This is a genomic window from Bradyrhizobium sp. BRP23 (assembly GCF_020194135.1).
Classification (GTDB): domain Bacteria; phylum Pseudomonadota; class Alphaproteobacteria; order Rhizobiales; family Xanthobacteraceae; genus Bradyrhizobium; species Bradyrhizobium yuanmingense.
Genome location: NZ_JADYVW010000006.1, coordinates 163532 through 179891, shown reverse-complemented (window position 1 = coordinate 179891; position 16360 = coordinate 163532). Strand labels below are relative to the sequence as shown.

The 16360-nt window shown below is 66.4% G+C and carries 16 protein-coding genes; 4 read left to right on the top strand and 12 right to left on the bottom strand.

The genetic code is table 11. From position 1 onward, the window contains the following. The first annotated feature begins 71 nt into the window (after positions 1-71). On the top strand, positions 72-1760 hold the full coding sequence (locus I6F24_RS18390) for a methyl-accepting chemotaxis protein (protein ID WP_036038279.1): 1689 nt from the start codon (positions 72-74) through the stop codon (positions 1758-1760). Between the two features lie 71 nt (positions 1761-1831). Here I6F24_RS18390 and I6F24_RS18385 read toward each other — a convergent pair whose 3' ends face one another. From I6F24_RS18385 to I6F24_RS18360, 6 genes are all read right to left on the bottom strand, one after another. Beyond that, entirely contained in the window at positions 1832-4537 is a 2706-nt protein-coding gene (locus I6F24_RS18385; RefSeq protein WP_036028311.1) for a DUF2339 domain-containing protein, read from the bottom strand. Positions 4538-4647: 110 nt separating this feature from the next. Next, a complete protein-coding gene (locus I6F24_RS18380) occupies positions 4648-5616 on the bottom strand; it encodes an NAD regulator (RefSeq protein ID WP_036028309.1) in 969 nt (322 codons plus the stop codon). A 226-nt stretch (positions 5617-5842) separates the two neighbouring features. Further along, on the bottom strand, positions 5843-6349 hold the full coding sequence (locus I6F24_RS18375; protein ID WP_036028306.1) for a protein-tyrosine phosphatase family protein: 507 nt from the start codon (positions 6347-6349) through the stop codon (positions 5843-5845). 144 nt (positions 6350-6493) lie between these two features. Continuing rightward, a complete protein-coding gene (locus I6F24_RS18370) occupies positions 6494-7108 on the bottom strand; it encodes an HD family hydrolase (RefSeq protein WP_036028303.1) in 615 nt (204 codons plus the stop codon). Beyond that, complete coding sequence (locus I6F24_RS18365) at positions 7105-7731, bottom strand: DNA-3-methyladenine glycosylase I (RefSeq protein WP_036003631.1); 627 nt, start codon at positions 7729-7731, stop codon at positions 7105-7107. Before I6F24_RS18365 ends, I6F24_RS18370 begins: the two co-directional genes overlap by 4 nt. Next, positions 7728-8603, bottom strand: coding sequence for a folate-binding protein YgfZ (locus I6F24_RS18360; RefSeq protein WP_036028301.1), 876 nt, complete (start codon positions 8601-8603; stop codon positions 7728-7730). The genes I6F24_RS18365 and I6F24_RS18360 overlap by 4 nt, the downstream gene beginning before the upstream one ends. A 97-nt stretch (positions 8604-8700) precedes the next feature. Here I6F24_RS18360 and I6F24_RS18355 point away from each other — a divergent pair, with 97 nt between their 5' ends. Continuing rightward, entirely contained in the window at positions 8701-10035 is a 1335-nt protein-coding gene (locus tag I6F24_RS18355; RefSeq protein ID WP_036028299.1) for a dihydroorotase, read from the top strand. 157 nt (positions 10036-10192) lie between these two features. Continuing rightward, positions 10193-11062, top strand: a complete 870-nt coding sequence (locus I6F24_RS18350) for a sulfurtransferase (protein WP_036028297.1) — start codon at positions 10193-10195, stop codon at positions 11060-11062. A gap of 172 nt (positions 11063-11234) precedes the next feature. Here the strand turns inward: I6F24_RS18350 and I6F24_RS18345 are convergent, their stop codons facing one another. The 4 genes from I6F24_RS18345 to I6F24_RS18330 all read right to left on the bottom strand — a co-directional run bounded on the left by I6F24_RS18345 (position 11235) and on the right by I6F24_RS18330 (position 13143). Next, positions 11235-11501 carry a hypothetical protein gene (locus I6F24_RS18345; RefSeq protein ID WP_036003643.1) on the bottom strand — a complete coding sequence of 89 codons (267 nt, stop codon included), beginning with the start codon at positions 11499-11501 and terminating at the stop codon, positions 11235-11237. Between the two features lie 265 nt (positions 11502-11766). Continuing rightward, positions 11767-12144 carry a TIGR02301 family protein gene (locus I6F24_RS18340; protein ID WP_036003646.1) on the bottom strand — a complete coding sequence of 126 codons (378 nt, stop codon included), beginning with the start codon at positions 12142-12144 and terminating at the stop codon, positions 11767-11769. 45 nt (positions 12145-12189) lie between these two features. After that, positions 12190-12624 carry an NUDIX domain-containing protein gene (locus I6F24_RS18335; RefSeq protein ID WP_036003648.1) on the bottom strand — a complete coding sequence of 145 codons (435 nt, stop codon included), beginning with the start codon at positions 12622-12624 and terminating at the stop codon, positions 12190-12192. A 9-nt stretch (positions 12625-12633) separates the two neighbouring features. After that, entirely contained in the window at positions 12634-13143 is a 510-nt protein-coding gene (locus I6F24_RS18330) for a hypothetical protein (protein ID WP_036003651.1), read from the bottom strand. Between the two features lie 63 nt (positions 13144-13206). On the opposite strand from I6F24_RS18330, the gene I6F24_RS18325 reads away from it, so the two are divergent. Next, positions 13207-13971, top strand: coding sequence for an SOS response-associated peptidase (locus tag I6F24_RS18325; protein WP_225128292.1), 765 nt, complete (start codon positions 13207-13209; stop codon positions 13969-13971). Positions 13972-14172: 201 nt separating this feature from the next. On the opposite strand, the gene I6F24_RS18320 is transcribed toward I6F24_RS18325, so the two are convergent. Together I6F24_RS18320 and I6F24_RS18315 are read right to left on the bottom strand one after the other, a co-directional pair. Continuing rightward, positions 14173-15366 (bottom strand): CoA transferase, encoded by a 1194-nt coding sequence (locus I6F24_RS18320; protein WP_225149074.1) that lies wholly within the window; start codon positions 15364-15366, stop codon positions 14173-14175. Positions 15367-15401: 35 nt separating this feature from the next. Next, positions 15402-16331, bottom strand: coding sequence for a glycine/sarcosine/betaine reductase selenoprotein B family protein (locus I6F24_RS18315; RefSeq protein WP_225149073.1), 930 nt, complete (start codon positions 16329-16331; stop codon positions 15402-15404). Between the last annotated feature and the right edge of the window lie 29 nt (positions 16332-16360).

Genomic DNA, 16360 nt, shown 5'->3' with positions numbered 1-16360 from the left:
CGGGTCGTCCGTCGTGACGTCTGCGGCGCAGATGATGTGCGCGTTGCCGGGTAATCATCGGGATTGTCGTGATGTCGAAATTGTCGATCGTCTTCAAGCTGCTGACCGTGCTGTCGGTCCTCGTGCTCTCGCTCGCCGGCGTCGGCGTGATGGCGATCGGCACGATGCAGAACATCAACGCCCATACGGTCGAGATCGCGCAGGGCTGGTTGCCGAGCGTGCGTGCGCTCGGCTCGATGCGTGCTGACATCAACGAGCTCCGCGTCGCGCTGCGTCTGCACCTGATGCAGGATACTGCCGAAGGCAAGGAGGCCGCCGAGAAGCGCCTGGCAGGCTTGCGCGAACGGATCGAGAAGACCCGCAAGATCTACGAGCCGCTGATCACGCGCGCAGAGGAGCGCTCGCTCTACGAGCAATGGACCAAGGCCTGGGCCGAGTACCTGAACGGCGTGCAGGATGTAATGGCGCTGTCGCGCAAGAGTGTCGGCCGCTTCCCGACCGATGCCAACGAGATGTTGCAGACCAAGGTCGCGAAGATGGCTCAGGCCGCCGATCCGCTGCTCCAGAAGGGCATCGAAATGAACAATCAGGGCGCCGAGCTGGAGACGAAGCAGGCCGCCGACAGCTACGCTACGATCTTCCGTGTGCTGGTCGGGATCATCGTGGCCTCCGTCGTGATCGCGATCGGCGCCGCCTACTATCTCGTGCGCGACGTCTCGCGTGGCATCGCTTCGATCATCCGCCCGATGCAGTCGCTCGGCGAGGGCGACCTTGCGGTGGAGGTGCCGCATCGCGGCGAGAAGACCGAGATCGGCTCGATGGCGGATGCGCTCCAGATCTTCAAGGAGGCGCTGATCGCCAAGAAGGCGGCCGACGCTGCGGCGGCGCGCGACGCCGAGGCCAAGATCGAACGCGGCCGACGTGTCGATGCCATCACCCGCAATTTCGAGGTCATGATTGGGGAGGTCGTCGAGACCGTGTCGTCGGCCTCGACCGAGCTCGAGGCCTCCGCGGCGACGCTGAGCGGCACCGCGCAGCGCGGCCAGGAGCTCGCAACCGTCGTTGCGGCGGCGTCGGAAGAAGCTTCCACCAACGTCCAGGCGGTGGCCTCGGCCTCCGAGGAGCTGTCGTCCTCTATCACCGAGATCAGCCGCCGCGTGCAGGATTCGGCGCGGATGGCAGCGGAAGCGGTCGAGCAGGCGGCGCGGACCAACGAGCGCGTCAACGCGCTGTCGCAGGCGGCCGCCCGCATCGGCGACGTCGTCGAGCTCATCAACACCATCGCGGGCCAGACCAATCTGCTCGCGCTGAACGCGACCATCGAGGCGGCGCGCGCGGGCGAAGCCGGCCGCGGCTTTGCCGTCGTCGCCTCCGAGGTCAAGGCACTGGCCGAGCAGACCGCGAAAGCGACCGGCGAAATTGGGGCGCAGGTCTCGGGCATCCAGGCGGCGACGCAAGAATCCGTCAACGCCATCCAGGAGATCGGCGGCACCATCGAGCGGCTGTCCGAGGTGTCGGCCGCGATCGCCGCCGCCGTCGAGGAGCAGGGCGCGGCCACGCAGGAGATTTCGCGCAACGTTCAGCAGGCCTCGCTCGGCACGCAGGAAGTGTCGTCCAACATCACCAACGTGCAGCGCGGTGCGATCGAGACCGGCTCGGCCTCGAGTGAAGTGCTGTCGGCGGCGAAGTCGCTGGCGACCGACAGCACCCGCCTGAAGGTCGAGGTCGCGCAGTTCCTGGAATCGGTCCGCGCGGCGTAGAGGCACCCCGCTCGATCGTTGTTGACCTCTCCCCGCTGGGGAGAGGTGGAGTGCCCGCCCGACGATCCAGTCTAGCTGCCCGTCTGCGGCGCAGCCGGCGGCGGTGCGATCTGCCGCCGGAACAGGATGCGCTGGTAGAGCCAGCCGATCGCGACCAGCACGACGCCAAGGCACATGAACGAGAGCGCCCGATAGACGCCGGTCAGCGTCCACACGTCGACGGCAAAGGCCTTGAAGATCGTCAGCGCGATGACGGCGGCGGACGCCAGCCGCGCACGCTCCGAATTGACCAGGATGCCGACGCCGAGCAGCGCCACGCCAAAAGCGAGCCAGCCGATCGAATAGGTATATTGCTCGGCGCTCGTGGTGCCACCGTAGAGCAGGACCGGGCCGTGATAGAAGCGGCGGATCTCCAGCGTCACATAGGTGAGCGCGAACACCAGGGCACCACCCGCAATCGTGTTTGCATATGCGACACTGCGGTGTCCTGCCACTGCGTAGGAGAGCAGCAGCATCAGCACCGCCGGCAGCGCATAGCCGAGCAGCAGCAGATTGAACACGAGGCCGCCGACATTGACGCTGGAGAGCAGCAGCGGGTTCTCCAGGATCAGGAGGCCAAACACGCTGATGAGGCCGGCGATCGCCGTCAGCACGACCGCGCCGACATTGTGCACGATGCTGTGGCTGCGCAGCCGCAGGCGCTCCAGGCCGATTGCCATGGCTAGCATGACACAGACTTGCAGCGCGAACTCGAGCAGCGAGGGCGGCGAGGTCATGCGGCCGCCGGTCGCAAAGTGCCGGATCTCCATGAAGGCGAGCAGCGCGGTGAACAGGATCGCCGCGGTCTCGACCACGCGCAGCGGCGGATCGTCGGCGCGGCGGCGCAGGAAGATGCTCGCGCCCCAGAACGAGGCGGCCGGCAGGCCATAGCCCCACAACAGCCAGTTGAAGATCGGCGTGGTGCCGACGGCATCGCCGACGATGCACGGATCATAGACGATACGCGCGGTGACGATCGCAGCGAAGGCCGCAGCCAGCCGGCGCAGCACCGGAATCGGCCGCTGCAACGAGATCCAGGCGGTGCCGAGCGACATCAGCGCGAGCGCGATGGTAAGCCAGCCCTTCTCCAGGGCGAAGGTCAGCGCCAGCGCCAGCGCGCCGAGCGTACCGGTCGCGAACAGCGCGACCGAGGTTGCAACGCCGGGCCGCTCTTCGCGGCGCATCAGCGCTTCGGTCGCGGCGCCAAAGGCCGCAGCGAGCAGCACGGCGAGGATCGCAAACGGGATCGAGCGGTCGAGATGGGCAATGCGCGCATAGAGCGCAACCAGGATGGCGATCGGCGTCGCGACGCCCGCTGCCGACCACACCACGGGAATGATCACCGAGTTCGAGCGGCCTTGCGCGAAAAAGCCCGTGACGCCGAAACCGGCGGCGAAGATCGCGGCCGTCACCAGATGCAGCGTCACCGCGCTATCAATCGCGACCGGGCCGACGCCGGGCATTGGGCCGCCCGGCAGCACCAGCATATCAGGGTTGGCGCGCACCGCCCATTCGGCGAACACGATGAACACGGCCGCCGCGGCCGCGCCCAGCGCGCCGGTCGCCGCCGGTGCGCGCCAGGCGACGAACAGCGTGCCCCCAACCAGGAGCGTGAAGGCGATCAGCGCGAGATCCGCATGCGCGCTCGACAGCACGACCAGCATCGCGCCGAACAAATAGGCGCCGAGCGCGCCCGATGAGACCGGCTCGATCTCGCCGTCCTCCATGCTGGGTCCGAACATGAAACCGCAGACGACGAGCAGTGCTGCGAGCACGAAGCCGGCGATGGCATGGAAGGCGTGCGGCGCGACCTGCACCTGTTCGGTATCGAGACCCGGGAAGATCCAGAGCACCGCGAATGCAATGGTCGTGACCGCAAGCCAGCGCCATAGCCTGATGCGGGCGAGCCCGAAACTCGCGGCCGTCACGACCGCAAGATAGATGTAGAGCGCCCAATAATCCGGCTTGCCGGAGGAGACGAGGATCGGCGTCACGAAGGCGCCGACGACGCCGAGCCCGGCGAGCGCAGGGCCGTGCAGGAGCGCTGCGGCCAGCGTGCCCATCGCAACGATGCCGAGCAGCACGAAGGCTGTCGCAGGCACGAGGAAGTCGTAGAGTGCGTACGCCGCGTAGATGGTCGCGAACGCCACCGCCGTGCCGGCCGCGGTGAGGATCGCGGGAATGTTGGCGATCGGCAGCGCGGCGATGCTCGAAATGCTCTCCTTGCGCCGCGTCCATTCGCTGGCGCCAAGCAGCGCAGCGGCGAATAGGCCGCCGAGGAACACGCGCACGCCGGGGCCGAGCAGACCGGCCTCGATCGAATAGCGCACCATGAAGAAGCCGCCGAGCGCGAGCGCAAGCCCGCCGATCCACACCACCCAGCGGGTGCCGAGCCGCTCCTCGAAGCCGGGTGCTGCCTCCGGCACCGGAGGGGGCGCGGTGGCGCCCGTGCTCGGCTCAAGCGGGGGCGGCGAAATCTCTTCCGTGACGAGCGGAGGCGGCGTCGTTTCGGTTTCCGGCGCCAGCGGCGGCGGCTCGGCGGCTGCAGTCGTGGCGGGGGCTTCGGCCTGCGCCGGCATCAGCGGGGGCGGCTGCACCGTCCGCTGCGCGTAAAGCATCTCTTCGAGCGAACTGATCCGGCGGCGCAACTCGGTCGCCTGGCTGGACGCCTTGATCGCGATCAGGAAGGCGATGATCGCAATGATCAGCGCAAAGACGTCAAACGGGCCGTCGAGCATGAAGCCTCCAGGCAATCGGCGGGCAGGGGCCGATACCACTGATATCAGGATCTTAATTTCTTGAGCATGATCTTACCGGAAAACCGCAACGCACTTTTCCGGATCATGCTCTAGCGCCGGGAGCGAACGCGCAAGCCCGGCGCGGGCCGCTCCTGGAGCACCTCGCGGCGGAAGCGGTAGAGCGCTGCCGGCCGTCCGCCCGTCTGTGTCGACATCACCCCGGTCGGTTCGACCAGGGCTTCCATCTCGACCAGGCGGCGGAAATTCTGCTTGTGCAGGTGCCGGCCGGAGATCGCCTCCACCGTGTGCTGCAGTTCAGTGAGTGTGAATTCGGTCGGCAAAAGTTCAAAGACCACAGGACGATACTTCAGCTTTGCGCGCAGCCGCGCGATTGCCGTGGCGAGAATCCGGCGGTGGTCGAACCGCATCGAGGTCCCGAGCGGGGGAAGCGTCTTGCGCGCCAATGCCGCAGGACGGCCATCGCGGCGGGCCTCCTCGATCAGCCCGGCCTCGTAGAGCAACTCGTAGCGGTCGAGCACGCGCTCCTCGTCCCAGGGTGCGCCGTCGAGACCGAAATAGAACCGCACGCGATCCTTCCGCGGCAGTGCGCGAATCGTCTCCGCCGTCTCCTCCTCGGCCCATTCGGTCAGCGCAGGGATGATGTCGCGGGCGATGATCGCCGGCGGCTGGTCCCGCCAGTCTTCCCAGGGGAAGAAGCGATACCAGGGCGCGAAGCTCGCCGCGTTTGTCGCGAGCTCGCCGCCCGCCGGGCGCGTCAGCGCGAGATAGCCGATCGAAACGATGTGGGCGCCGGTGTCGCCGGCCTCGGCATGACGGCCGCGATCGCCGAACGTGTAAAGTTGCTCGACGTAGCCGAGCCGCAGCCCCGCCTGTTGCTCGACCCAAGCGCGCAGGCCGATCTCGAACGTGCGATGGCTCACCGCGTCGAACGGGCCGAACGGCAGGCCGGCAAGCCCGTCGCTGCTATGCGCAGTGAGGATCAACGGCTCGTGGTTCTCGATCGCGACGATAGCGGCGGTGAGGCCGATTTCGATTGGCGTCAGCAGCGTCTCGCTCATGCGGCTGCCGTGTCGTTGAATTGAACAGAATGCCGCTTGGTTAAGACGGCCCATCCGCGGACTCGGTGCACCTCTCCCGCTTGCGGGAGAGGTCGCGTCGCATCGACAGATGCGAGGCGGGAGGGGGCTCTATCCTCTGGGGGAGTCTTCGTCGCCGAGATACCCTCTCCCCAACCCTCTCCCGCAGGCGGGAGAGGGGGCGCACCTCCATCGTGACAACCAGCTGTCATTCGAGCTCGATCGCGAAGGGGCGGCCTTCCACCATCATCGCGCCGGGGCCCATCTCGTCGAGCGCGCGCAGCATGCGGCCGTTGCGTCCGAGTGCACGATCGGCGAGGCCGACGATGCGCCGATTGGGCGAGGCGATCGGCGAGGCCGCGCGAATCTTCCTGGCGATCTCGATCTCGTCGCGATTTGGATTAAGCGCGCAAACGGCCGCGAACGCGCTGGCGGTGGAGCGGCTGATCCCGGCGTAGCAATGCACCACCAGCGGGGCGCTGCGGTCCCAGCCGCGCACGAAGTTGAGCACCTGCTCGATATGCGTCTCCGACGGCGCGACGAAGCCGTCCATTTCCTCGGTGATGTCGTCCATCGACACCTTGAGGTGGTTGGCCGGGAGCACCGAGACCGGACGCGCCACCTGCTCGACATTGGCCATCACGGTTAGCACGTGACTGGCCTTGGTGAGGCGGACGGTCTCGGGAAGCGCGGCGAGGGAACAGACGTGGATCATGGCGAACCTTTTTGCGCCCGATTATAGCGAGCGCTCGTAGGTGGGCAAAGGCGCATCGCGCCGTGCCCACCATTTCGCAATTGCGCGCATGTCGCTTGGTTCGGTGGGCACGCTTCGCTTTGCCCACCCTACGAAGGAATAATGCTACGCAAACACGGCGCCAAACCGCTCCAGAAACTGCTTCTCGGCCCGCGCCGCGGTCCAGGGCGTCAGATAGTCGCGTCGGACGCTGTCGGAGAGACCCGGATCCTTGCCGAACAGGCGCCGCGCTTCGCTTGCGCTGAAGCCGGCGAGCTCGGTCGCCTCGAGATAGGCCGCGCCGCGATCGGCGGCCTTGATGGCCTGCGTGATGTCATCTGGCAATACCGGCGGCAAACCGAAGCGGATATGGATGGCACCGAGCAGCCGCTTCTCGACGGCCTTGTAATGACCGTCGAGCACGGCCTTGAACGGCGAGATCATGTCGCCGATCACATATTCCGGCGCATCATGCAGCAGGGCCGCGAGCCGCACGCGCTGGTCGACGCGGGGTATCTCATGCCGCAGCACGGTCTCTACCAGCAGCGTATGCTGCGCGACCGAAAAGATGTGCGCGCCGAGGGTCTGTCCGTTCCAGCGCGCCACCCGCGCCAGCCCGTGCGCGATGTCGCCGATTTCGATGTCGAGCGGGGAAGGATCGAGCAGGTCGAGCCGCCGGCCCGACAGCATGCGCTGCCAGGCGCGGACCTCTTCGTTGCGCGCTGCCTTCTTCGCCGTCATTTGGCCTTGAGGCGCAGCTTGCGCTGGGTCTTGCTGCAAGTCGCATGACAGTGGCAGTCGACCAGGTGGTCGTTGACCATGCCGGTCGCCTGCATGAAGGCATAGACGATGGTCGGGCCGACGAATTTGAAGCCGCGCGAGGACAGCTCCTTGGAGATCTGCACCGAGAGCGGCGTCGAGGCCGGCACGCTTGCCGTGGTCTTGAACTGGTTGACCTTGGGCCGTCCGTCCATGAAGTCCCACAGCAGCTTCGAGAAGCCCGGGCCCTTCTCCATGATGTCGAGATATGACTTTGCACTCAGGATCGCGCCTTCGATCTTGGCCTTGTTGCGCACGATACCCGCATCGTTCATCAGCGCGTGAACCTTCTTGGGCGTGTAACGCGCGATCTTCTCCGGCTGGAAATCGTCGAAGGCTTTGCGGAAATTGTCGCGCTTGCGCAGGATCGTGATCCAGGACAGGCCGGCCTGGAAGCCGTCCAGCATCAGCTTCTCGTACAGCGCGCGGTCGTCGTATTCCGGCACGCCCCATTCGGTGTCGTGATAGGCGACGTAAAGCGGATCTTCGCCCGGCCAGGGGCAGCGGGTCAGACCATCGGGATGCAAGCGGGCAGCGCGGCTCATGCGATCGGCTGCTTGGCTGGAATGCGAACGACGTCTGGTTCAGCGAGTGTCAAAGCCAGCCCCCCAGCGGTGAGCGGCTGGCCTGCATCGAGTGCATCGGCGACACGATCGATGCGCACCAGCGCGATGCCCTTGCCGCCGGCCGTCGAGCCGATGGTGCCGACCGGCTTGTCGCCGGCGAGAATGGTTGTGCCAGGCTCGGGCGAGGCGTCCTCGAGCAGCACCTTCACGCTGCGCGTGCGCGCGGTGCCGCGATGCTGCATGCGCGAGACGACCTCCTGGCCGACATAGCAGCCCTTGTCGAAATCGACGCCGGCGAGGCGGTCCATGTTGGTCTCATGCGGGAACGCATCGCTGTACATGAAATCGAGCCCGCCGCGCGGCACGCCGAGCGCAATGCGATGCGCCTCGTACTCGGCTGCATCGACCAGCTCGGCGCCAATGAGATCGGACAGTTTCTGCTTGAGATCTTCCTGGACCAGGATGCGGGTGCCGAGCCCCTCAGCCCGCGGATCGGCAAAGGCAAGGTCGGGCTGCGCCGTCGGCTCGCCGTCCCAGGCCGCGAGCACGCCGAGGTCGAGCTTGTCCACGGTGACCTTGGCGCGCAGCTTGTAGAATTTCAGCTTGGTGGCGAGGGTGTCCGCCAGCGCCTTGGGGCAGTCGATCAGGAACCCGCCGCCGTGGCCCGCGGACGCTTCCGTGATCAGGAAATCCACGATGATCTTGCCCTGCGGCGTCAGCAATGCGCCGAATCGCCCCAGACCAGGTTTCAGCCTGTCCAGGTCGGTGGTGACGAGGCCATTGAGGAAGTTGCGCGCATCCTCACCCGCGACTTTGATCACGCCCCGGTCGGGAAGAAACGCCGATTTCATGCGAAAATCTCTTGCGACATGTTGCTCCGGAACGTAAGCCCGCAACGCATAAACGACAAGACCTCGAGCCCTGCGCCCTGAGGATGAGAGAGGCCCAATGACCCAGCGTTTCGATGTGATCCTGAAGGGTGGCACCGTCTTCAACCAGGACGGCGAGGGCGTGCGGGATATCGGCATCACGGGCGGCCGCATCGCCGAGCTCGGTCCGCTGTCGCAAGGCTCGGCCGCCGAGGTGATCGACTGCAAGGGTCTGCACATCCTGCCCGGCGTGATGGACACGCAGGTGCATTTCCGCGAGCCCGGGCTGACGCACAAGGAAGACCTCGAGACCGGCTCGCGCAGCGCCGTGATGGGCGGCGTCACCGCCGTGTTCGAGATGCCGAACACCTCGCCGCTGACCGTGACGGAGGCGGAATTCACCGACAAGGTGAAGCGCGCCCATCACCGCATGCATTGCGATTTCGCCTTCTTCATCGGCGGCACCCGCGAGAACGTGCAGGACCTGCCTGTGCTGGAGCGCGCACCCGGCTGCGCCGGCGTCAAGGTGTTTATCGGCTCGTCCACCGGCGCGCTTTTGGTGGAGGACGACGAGAGCCTGCGCCGCATTTTCCAGGTGATCCGCCGCCGCGCCGCCTTCCACGCCGAGGACGAATACCGCCTCAACGAGCGCAAATCGCTGCGCATCGAGGGCGATGCGCGCTCGCATCCGGTCTGGCGCGACGAGACCGCGGCGCTGATGGCGACGCAGCGCCTCGTCAAGCTCGCGCACGAGACCGGCAAGCGTATTCACGTGCTGCACATCTCCACCAAGGAGGAGATCGAGTTCCTGCGCGACCACAAGGATGTCGCCTCCTGCGAGGCGACGCCGCACCATCTCACCCTGGTCGCGCCGGAATGCTACGAGCGGCTCGGCACGCTGGCGCAGATGAACCCGCCGGTGCGCGGCGCCGATCATCGTGCCGGCATTTGGCGCGGCATCGAACAGGGCATCATCGACGTGCTCGGCTCCGACCACGCCCCGCATACGCTGGAGGAGAAGCAGAAGACCTATCCCGCTTCGCCTTCCGGCATGACCGGCGTGCAGACGCTGGTGCCTGTGATGCTCGATCACGTCAATGCGGGCCGGCTCTCGCTGGCACGTTTCGTCGACCTCACTAGTGCCGGTCCCGCGCGCCTCTACAACATGGCCTGCAAGGGCCGGATCGCCGCCGGCTACGATGCCGACTTCACCATCGTGGATTTGAAGCGCAGCGAGACCATCACCAACAAATGGGTGGCGTCCAAGGCCGGCTGGACGCCCTATGATGGCGTTCGCGTCACCGGCTGGCCGGTCGGCACCTTTATCCGCGGCCGTCGCGTGATGTGGCAGGGCGAGCTGGTGGCGGCCGCGCAGGGCGAGCCGGTGCGGTTCCTGGAGACGCTGAAGCAGTAGGGTGACGTGTGGGGATGCACACTGCTTCCCCACACGTCATTGCGAGCGCAGCGAAGCAATCCAGTCTGTCGCCGCGGAAAGACTCTGGATTGCTTCGCTGCGCTCGCAATGACGAGAGGAGCGGTCTACACTTCCTCTCGAACGGGAGTGTAGTCGGATGTCACAGCCAACCGCCCTCATCACCACCGAGCAACTCGCTGCCATGCTCGGCGATCCCAAACTTCGCCTCTACGACTGCACGACGTACAACGAACCAGTCCCGCCGGGCAGCGACGTGCCGTATCGCGCGGTGCCCGGTGACAAGACGTTCGCCGCCGGCCATATCCCCGGCGCCGATTTCCTCGACCTGCAAGGCGAGTTTTCTGACGCCTCGTCGCAACACTTCTTCATGATGCCCGATGTCGCCCAGCTGGAGGCCGCCTTCGGCCGCCACGGCCTCGATGCGGGCAAAACAATCGTGCTCTACAGCATCGGGACGATGATGTGGGCAACACGGTTCTGGTGGATGCTGCGCGCGCTCGGCGTCGATGCCCACGTGCTCGACGGCGGCTTCGACAAATGGCAGCAGGAGGGACGGCCGACCGAGACGGGCGCACCGAAAGGCTATCCGGTGACGGCCTTCAAGGCGGCGCCGCGCCCAGGCTGCTTCGTCGACAAGGAAGCCGTGCTGGCGAAGATCGGCGATCCCGCAACCATCATCGTCAACGCGCTCGGGCCGCAGTTTCACCGCGGCCTCGAGCCGAGCCGCTATGGCCGGCCGGGCCGCGTTCCCGGCAGCGTCAACGTTCCCGCAGCCACACTCGTGAATGCCGACAAGACGCTGGCGGATCTTGCGGATGCGCAAGCGAAGTTCGCCGCCCAGGGCGTCACGCGCGAAAAGAACGTGATTCTTTATTGCGGCGGCGGCATCTCGGCGACGATCGACCTCCTGCTGCTGACGCAGCTCGGCTACGACAAGCTGACGCTCTACGACGCTTCGATCGGCGAATGGGCGAGGGATCCGGCGCTGCCGATCGAGACGGACTGAGGCGCGCGTTCCCGGGTCTGTCGGGAACATCTCCCGGTCATCGCGAGACTAATGCTTGTCCGCCGGCAACGGCTTCCGTGCGATAAGAGCGGCAGACTTCGCGACGCCTTTCGCCAAGTCATTCATCCGTCAACTGGCCCCGCCCGCGTGGCGGGGTCATTTTCAGGACGGCTTACTGCCTGCAGATGCCGACCGAGAATTCGCCGTTGCGAATGCGGCCGGGAAAGCCCTCGACGAACTTTGCCACTGCGTCCTCGCCATAGGTGCCGACGAGCTCGGCGAGGGCCGCGAACAGGCTCGCCTGCGCCAGGCAGTCGCCGTCGACGCCGTCATGACGCGCCTCGGCCCAGGCCTCGTTGAGATAGCTCAGTGCGGCCTGTTTCTGCTCGTGATCGGGCAGCGGCGCGCGGGCGGGGGCGTAGGAAATCGGCTGGCTCATGAAACTCGGTCAGGCTGGGGCGCGATCCACGGCGATGCGCTGTGCGAGAGGTGTAGCACGGGCGTTAACGACCGCTAGGCCACATCTTTAAGAACGGTTAACGGCTGTGAACAAAGTCGATGACAGGGTTCCAGGCCCGCACATGCGTCGACCGCGCCGTCATTCCGGGGCGCGCCTCGCGCGAGCCCGGAATCCATCGGGCATCAGAGACGGTGGATGAATGGATTCCGGGCTCTCGCGCGCGAGCCCCGGAATGACGGGGTAGCTAGTTCGCGTAGCGCGCCGTGAGATCGCGCGAGATCTTCGAGCCTTCCTCGATGTAGCGGCGGATCGCCACCATCGCGGCCGGCGTGCAGCTGCGATAGGTCTGCTGAAAACCGTTATAGCCGCGGTTGAAGCCGGCGATCATGCGGGTGCGGCGCTCGCCGGAGGGGGTCTCGGCATCGATCAGCGCCTGCATCTCATTGCGCCATTTGTTACCCTCGTTGGCCCCGCAGATGCCGCGCAGATAGTGCAGGCCGCCGAGGATCTCGGCCAGCCGCTGCAGTTCGCCGTCAAACGGCGCCGCCACGTCCTGGGCCCTCGCAGGCACGGAGGCGCAGGCGAGAATCAGGACAAAAATGGCCAGAAATCGCGACGACATCGGCGGCTGTATGCCCCCTCGGGACGGCTGGCGCAAGGCGGGCGGTCAGGCTCCAAGCAGCCGGTGAGCGGACAGGATGACCTCCTCGAGCCCCCCGGTCAGCTTGAGGTCGCCGAGGCTTGCCAGGGCGCCAGGGGCGATCCAGCGGTGATCGTCGAGCTCGTCGTTCAGCGCCGGCTCCCGGGCCGTCCAGCGCGCGGCAAAGGACATGATCAGGTAATGGCCGGCGCCGGCCGCGGCCGGCAGCACCTCGCGCCAGCCGGCGAGGCCAATGATCTCGATGCAAAGGCCGGTTTCCTCGTCGACCTCGCGGCTCAGGGCCTGATGCAGCGATTCGCCGAACTCGACCCGGCCACCCGGCAGCGAATAGAAGCCCTTGGCCGGCGAGCGGGCGCGGCGGACCAGTAGCACCTTGCCGTCGCGGAAGATCGCCGCGCTGACCGCAAGCTGGGGATGGGCAGGATGGACGATTGCGGCCAATCGCGTCACCTATCCGGATGAGTTCGCCATGATGGTGTCGACGTCGGCTTCCGCCCCGCCATTGATGATGCCGCCGCAGGCTGCGATCAGGGGCTTGACCCAAAGCGTGGCCTGCTCGGCGAGGCGGACCCGCGTCGTGTCCTTCTCGACCTCGCGCATAGCCGAGCCGACCGCGGTCAGAATCGAGGTCATGGTATCCGTCAAGTGGTCGAACTGGGCACGCACGTTGGGATCGGCTTTCTCATAGGCTTCGATCGCCAAATCCCGCGCCTTGAAATTCGACGCCGTGAAATGCTCGGCATAGGACAGCGGCGTCCAGGTCAGGAAGTCCTCGGCGCATTCCGGCATATCTGGCACCATTTCGAGCAGCATCACGGCTTCATTGAAATGGTTGAGATAGTCGGTGGCAAGCCCGGTGCGCGGATTGATGTTGGCCACGCGCAGCCGTTCGGCCCAGGCGGTCGCCTCAGGGCCCGTCTGTACATGCGTCCGCGCGGGTTGGGAGGCCGTTGAGCTCATCTGCCGCAGTGTTAACGTTCGGGGTTAAAAGGACCTGAACGGACCCTATATAGGCCTCCAAGGATGTGTGGACGCTTCGTCATAACTTCGGCCCCCGCGGCTTTGCGGCAACTGTTCGGCTATGTCGAGCAGCCGAATTTCCCGCCCCGGTACAATGTCGCCCCGACGCAACCGATTCCGGTGGTGCTGCTCGAGAACGGCGCGCGCCATTTCCGCCTGATGCGCTGGGGTCTTCTGCCCGGCTGGGTCAAGGACCCCCGCGGGTTCACGCTCCTGATCAACGCCCGTTCCGAGACGGTGCTGGAGAAGCCTGCGTTCAAGAACGCGATTCGCCGCCGGCGCGGCCTGATTCCGGCCGATGGTTATTACGAGTGGAAGACGCAAACCGGCCGCAAGCAGCCCTTTTTCATCCACCGTGCCGACGGTGAGCCGCTCGGCTTTGCCGCTGTGTTCGAGACCTGGGTCGGTCCGAACGGCGAGGAACTCGACACGGTCGCGATCGTCACCGCCGCGGCGGGCGAGGATCTCGCCGCGCTGCATGACCGCGTGCCAGTCACCATCAGCCCGCACGACTTCGAGCGCTGGCTCGACAGCAAGGGCGACGAGATCGACGCGATCCTGCCCTTGATGAGGCCCCCGCGCGCCGGCGAATTCGCCTGGCACCCGGTCTCCACCCGCGTCAACCGCGTCGCCAATGATGACGAGCAGCTCGTGCTGCCGATCAGTGCGGAGGAGATCGAGGCGGAAGCCGAGGCGGCGAAGCCGAAGAAGGCGGTGCGGAAGGTTGCCGCTAGTCCGGCGGATGACGGGCAGGGGTCGTTGTTCTAGGCGCGATGCCGCCACTCACTCCGCTGTCGTCCCGGACAAGCGCGCCCAAAGCGCGCGCCGATCCGGGACCCATAGCCACAGGATGAGGTTATGGCGCAAACTGTTCACCACGAGTCTTCGTCAAACGCGATCCTGTGGTTATGGGTCCCGGGTTCGCGCTACGCGCGCCCCGGGACGACGACTGAGTGTGAGGCGCTGCCGTCACACAATCTCCCGCGCCCTCAAGCCCGCGATCTCTCCCGCATCGAATCCCAGCTCGCCCAGCACCGCGTCCGTATCCGCGCCCAGCTCCGGCGCCATGCGATCCAGCCTGCCGCCGCCATGGGCCAGCTTGAAGCCGCTGCCGGCAAAGCGCAGGCGGCCGTATTCCGTGTCCAGCTCCTGGATCGCGCCGCGCGCCTTGATTTGGGGATGGTCGATGACCTCCTCGACCTTCCAGATGCTGGCGCAGGGCGCGCCGGCGTCCTCAAGAATTGTCTCCCATTCGCGTGCCGGCCGTTTTGCCAGCGCCTGCTCGATGATGGCGCGCAGCGCGCCCTCGTTCTCGTTGCGCGAGAACCAGTCGGCAAAGCGCGGATCTGACAGCGTATCCTCGCGCCCGAGCGCAGCCATCAGCGCGCGGTACTGCTTCTCGTTGTTGACGGCGAGCAGGATATGGCCGTCGCCGCACTTGAACAAATTCGCCGTGGTCCGGCGGCTCACCGCCTGATTGCCCGATAGCTGCTGTCGATGTCCGGCGACCGACCAGTCGGCGATCTGGCCCGAGAGAAACGCCAGCGTCGCCTCCAGCATGGAGACGTCGATCAGCTGCCCCTTGCCGGTGCGGTCGCGCTGATAGAGCGCGCTCGAGACGCCGAAGGCAGCGGTGGCGCCCGAGAGCACATCGCACACGGCGAATCCCGCGCGCGTCGGCCCCGTCTCGGGGTGGCCGGTGATCGCCATGATGCCCGACAGCGCCTGCATCTTGCCGTCATAGCCGGGCCGCAAACGATCGGGGCCGGTCTGGCCGAAGCCGGAGACCGCGCAATAGATCAGCTTCGGGTTGATCGCCGCCAGCGCCTCGTAGCCGATGCCGAGCTTGTCCATCACGCCGGGCCGGAAATTCTCCATGACCACGTCGACACGGCTTGCGAGCTTCTTCACGATCGCGATCGCCTCCGGCTTCTGCAGATCGAGCGTCAGGCTGCGCTTGTTGCCGTTGACGGCCTGAAACGCCGGCGCCAACCCGCGCTCGGCCCATTCGCGGCTGAGCGGCGTGCGGCGCATGTCCTCGCCCTCGCGCCGCTCGATCTTGATGACGTCGGCGCCGAGCAGCGCGAGCTGGTAGCTCGCATAGGGGCCGGCCAGCACTTGCGTAAAATCCAGGATCTTCACGCCCTCGAACGGTCGCGTCACCTCGCTCTCCCTCGGCTTATTGTTGTTGGAGGACGTCAGGCGGCGCGGTTGCCGCGCGCGATCTCCTTCTGCTTGTCGAACTCGGCGCGGCGGCGAGCCAGCTCTTCGGGCGAGAGCTGCGCAACGTTGTTGTAGTCGAGCTTCCAGGAGGCGTCCTCGCTCCAGCGCAGCGGCGATTGCATCGTGGTCTGCGGACCGCTCGCGCTCTCCAGCAGCCGGAGCGCGAGCTCGAGCGTCTGGGCCTGCGACGCGATGTCGTGCGGCTTGCCGGCGGAATTGCCGAGCGGGAAGTCGGAGAACAGGAAGCGCGGCACGGCCGCGTGCTCGACGATGTCCTTGGCGCAGCCCATGGCCACGGTGGCAATGCCGTTGCGCTCCAGGTGCCGCGCCACCAGCGCAGTGGTCTGGTGGCAGACCGGGCAGTTTGGCACCAGCACCGCGACGTCGACCTTGTCCGCGAGGCAGCGCGCCAGGATCTCCGGCGCGTCGGTGTCGAGCGTCACGCGATGGCTGCGGTTGGTCGGCGCGCCGAAGAAGCGCTGGCTCACTTCGCCGATGCGGCCGGCGGCGCTCGCCTTCAACAGCTGCGGCAGCGGAAACCAAGTGCCGCTGTCGGTGGCTGAGGTGTGCTTACGGTCGTAGCCGATGTGCGAGATGCGCAGATCGTGCTTTTTCGACGTGTCGCCGTCATAGACCTGATAAAACTTCGCGCTGCCATTATACGCCGCGCCCGGCCCCTGGTCGCCCTTGGCCGGATCGTAGGGCGCCGCGGTGGTGATGATGGTGACGCGCGATTGGGCCAGCGTTTTTTTCAGCGGCTGGAACGGTGCCTCGGTGTAATGCGCCCAGCGGTACGGCGTGGTGTAGCCGATCGCCGCGTAATAATCCCGGGTGCGCTGCATGTAGGGGACGGGGGAATCGTAGTCGGGCGCAAAGCCGAATTCATCGTCGCGCGGAGCGGACATGGCGCGTCTCCTGGTTGTTGGTTGACGAC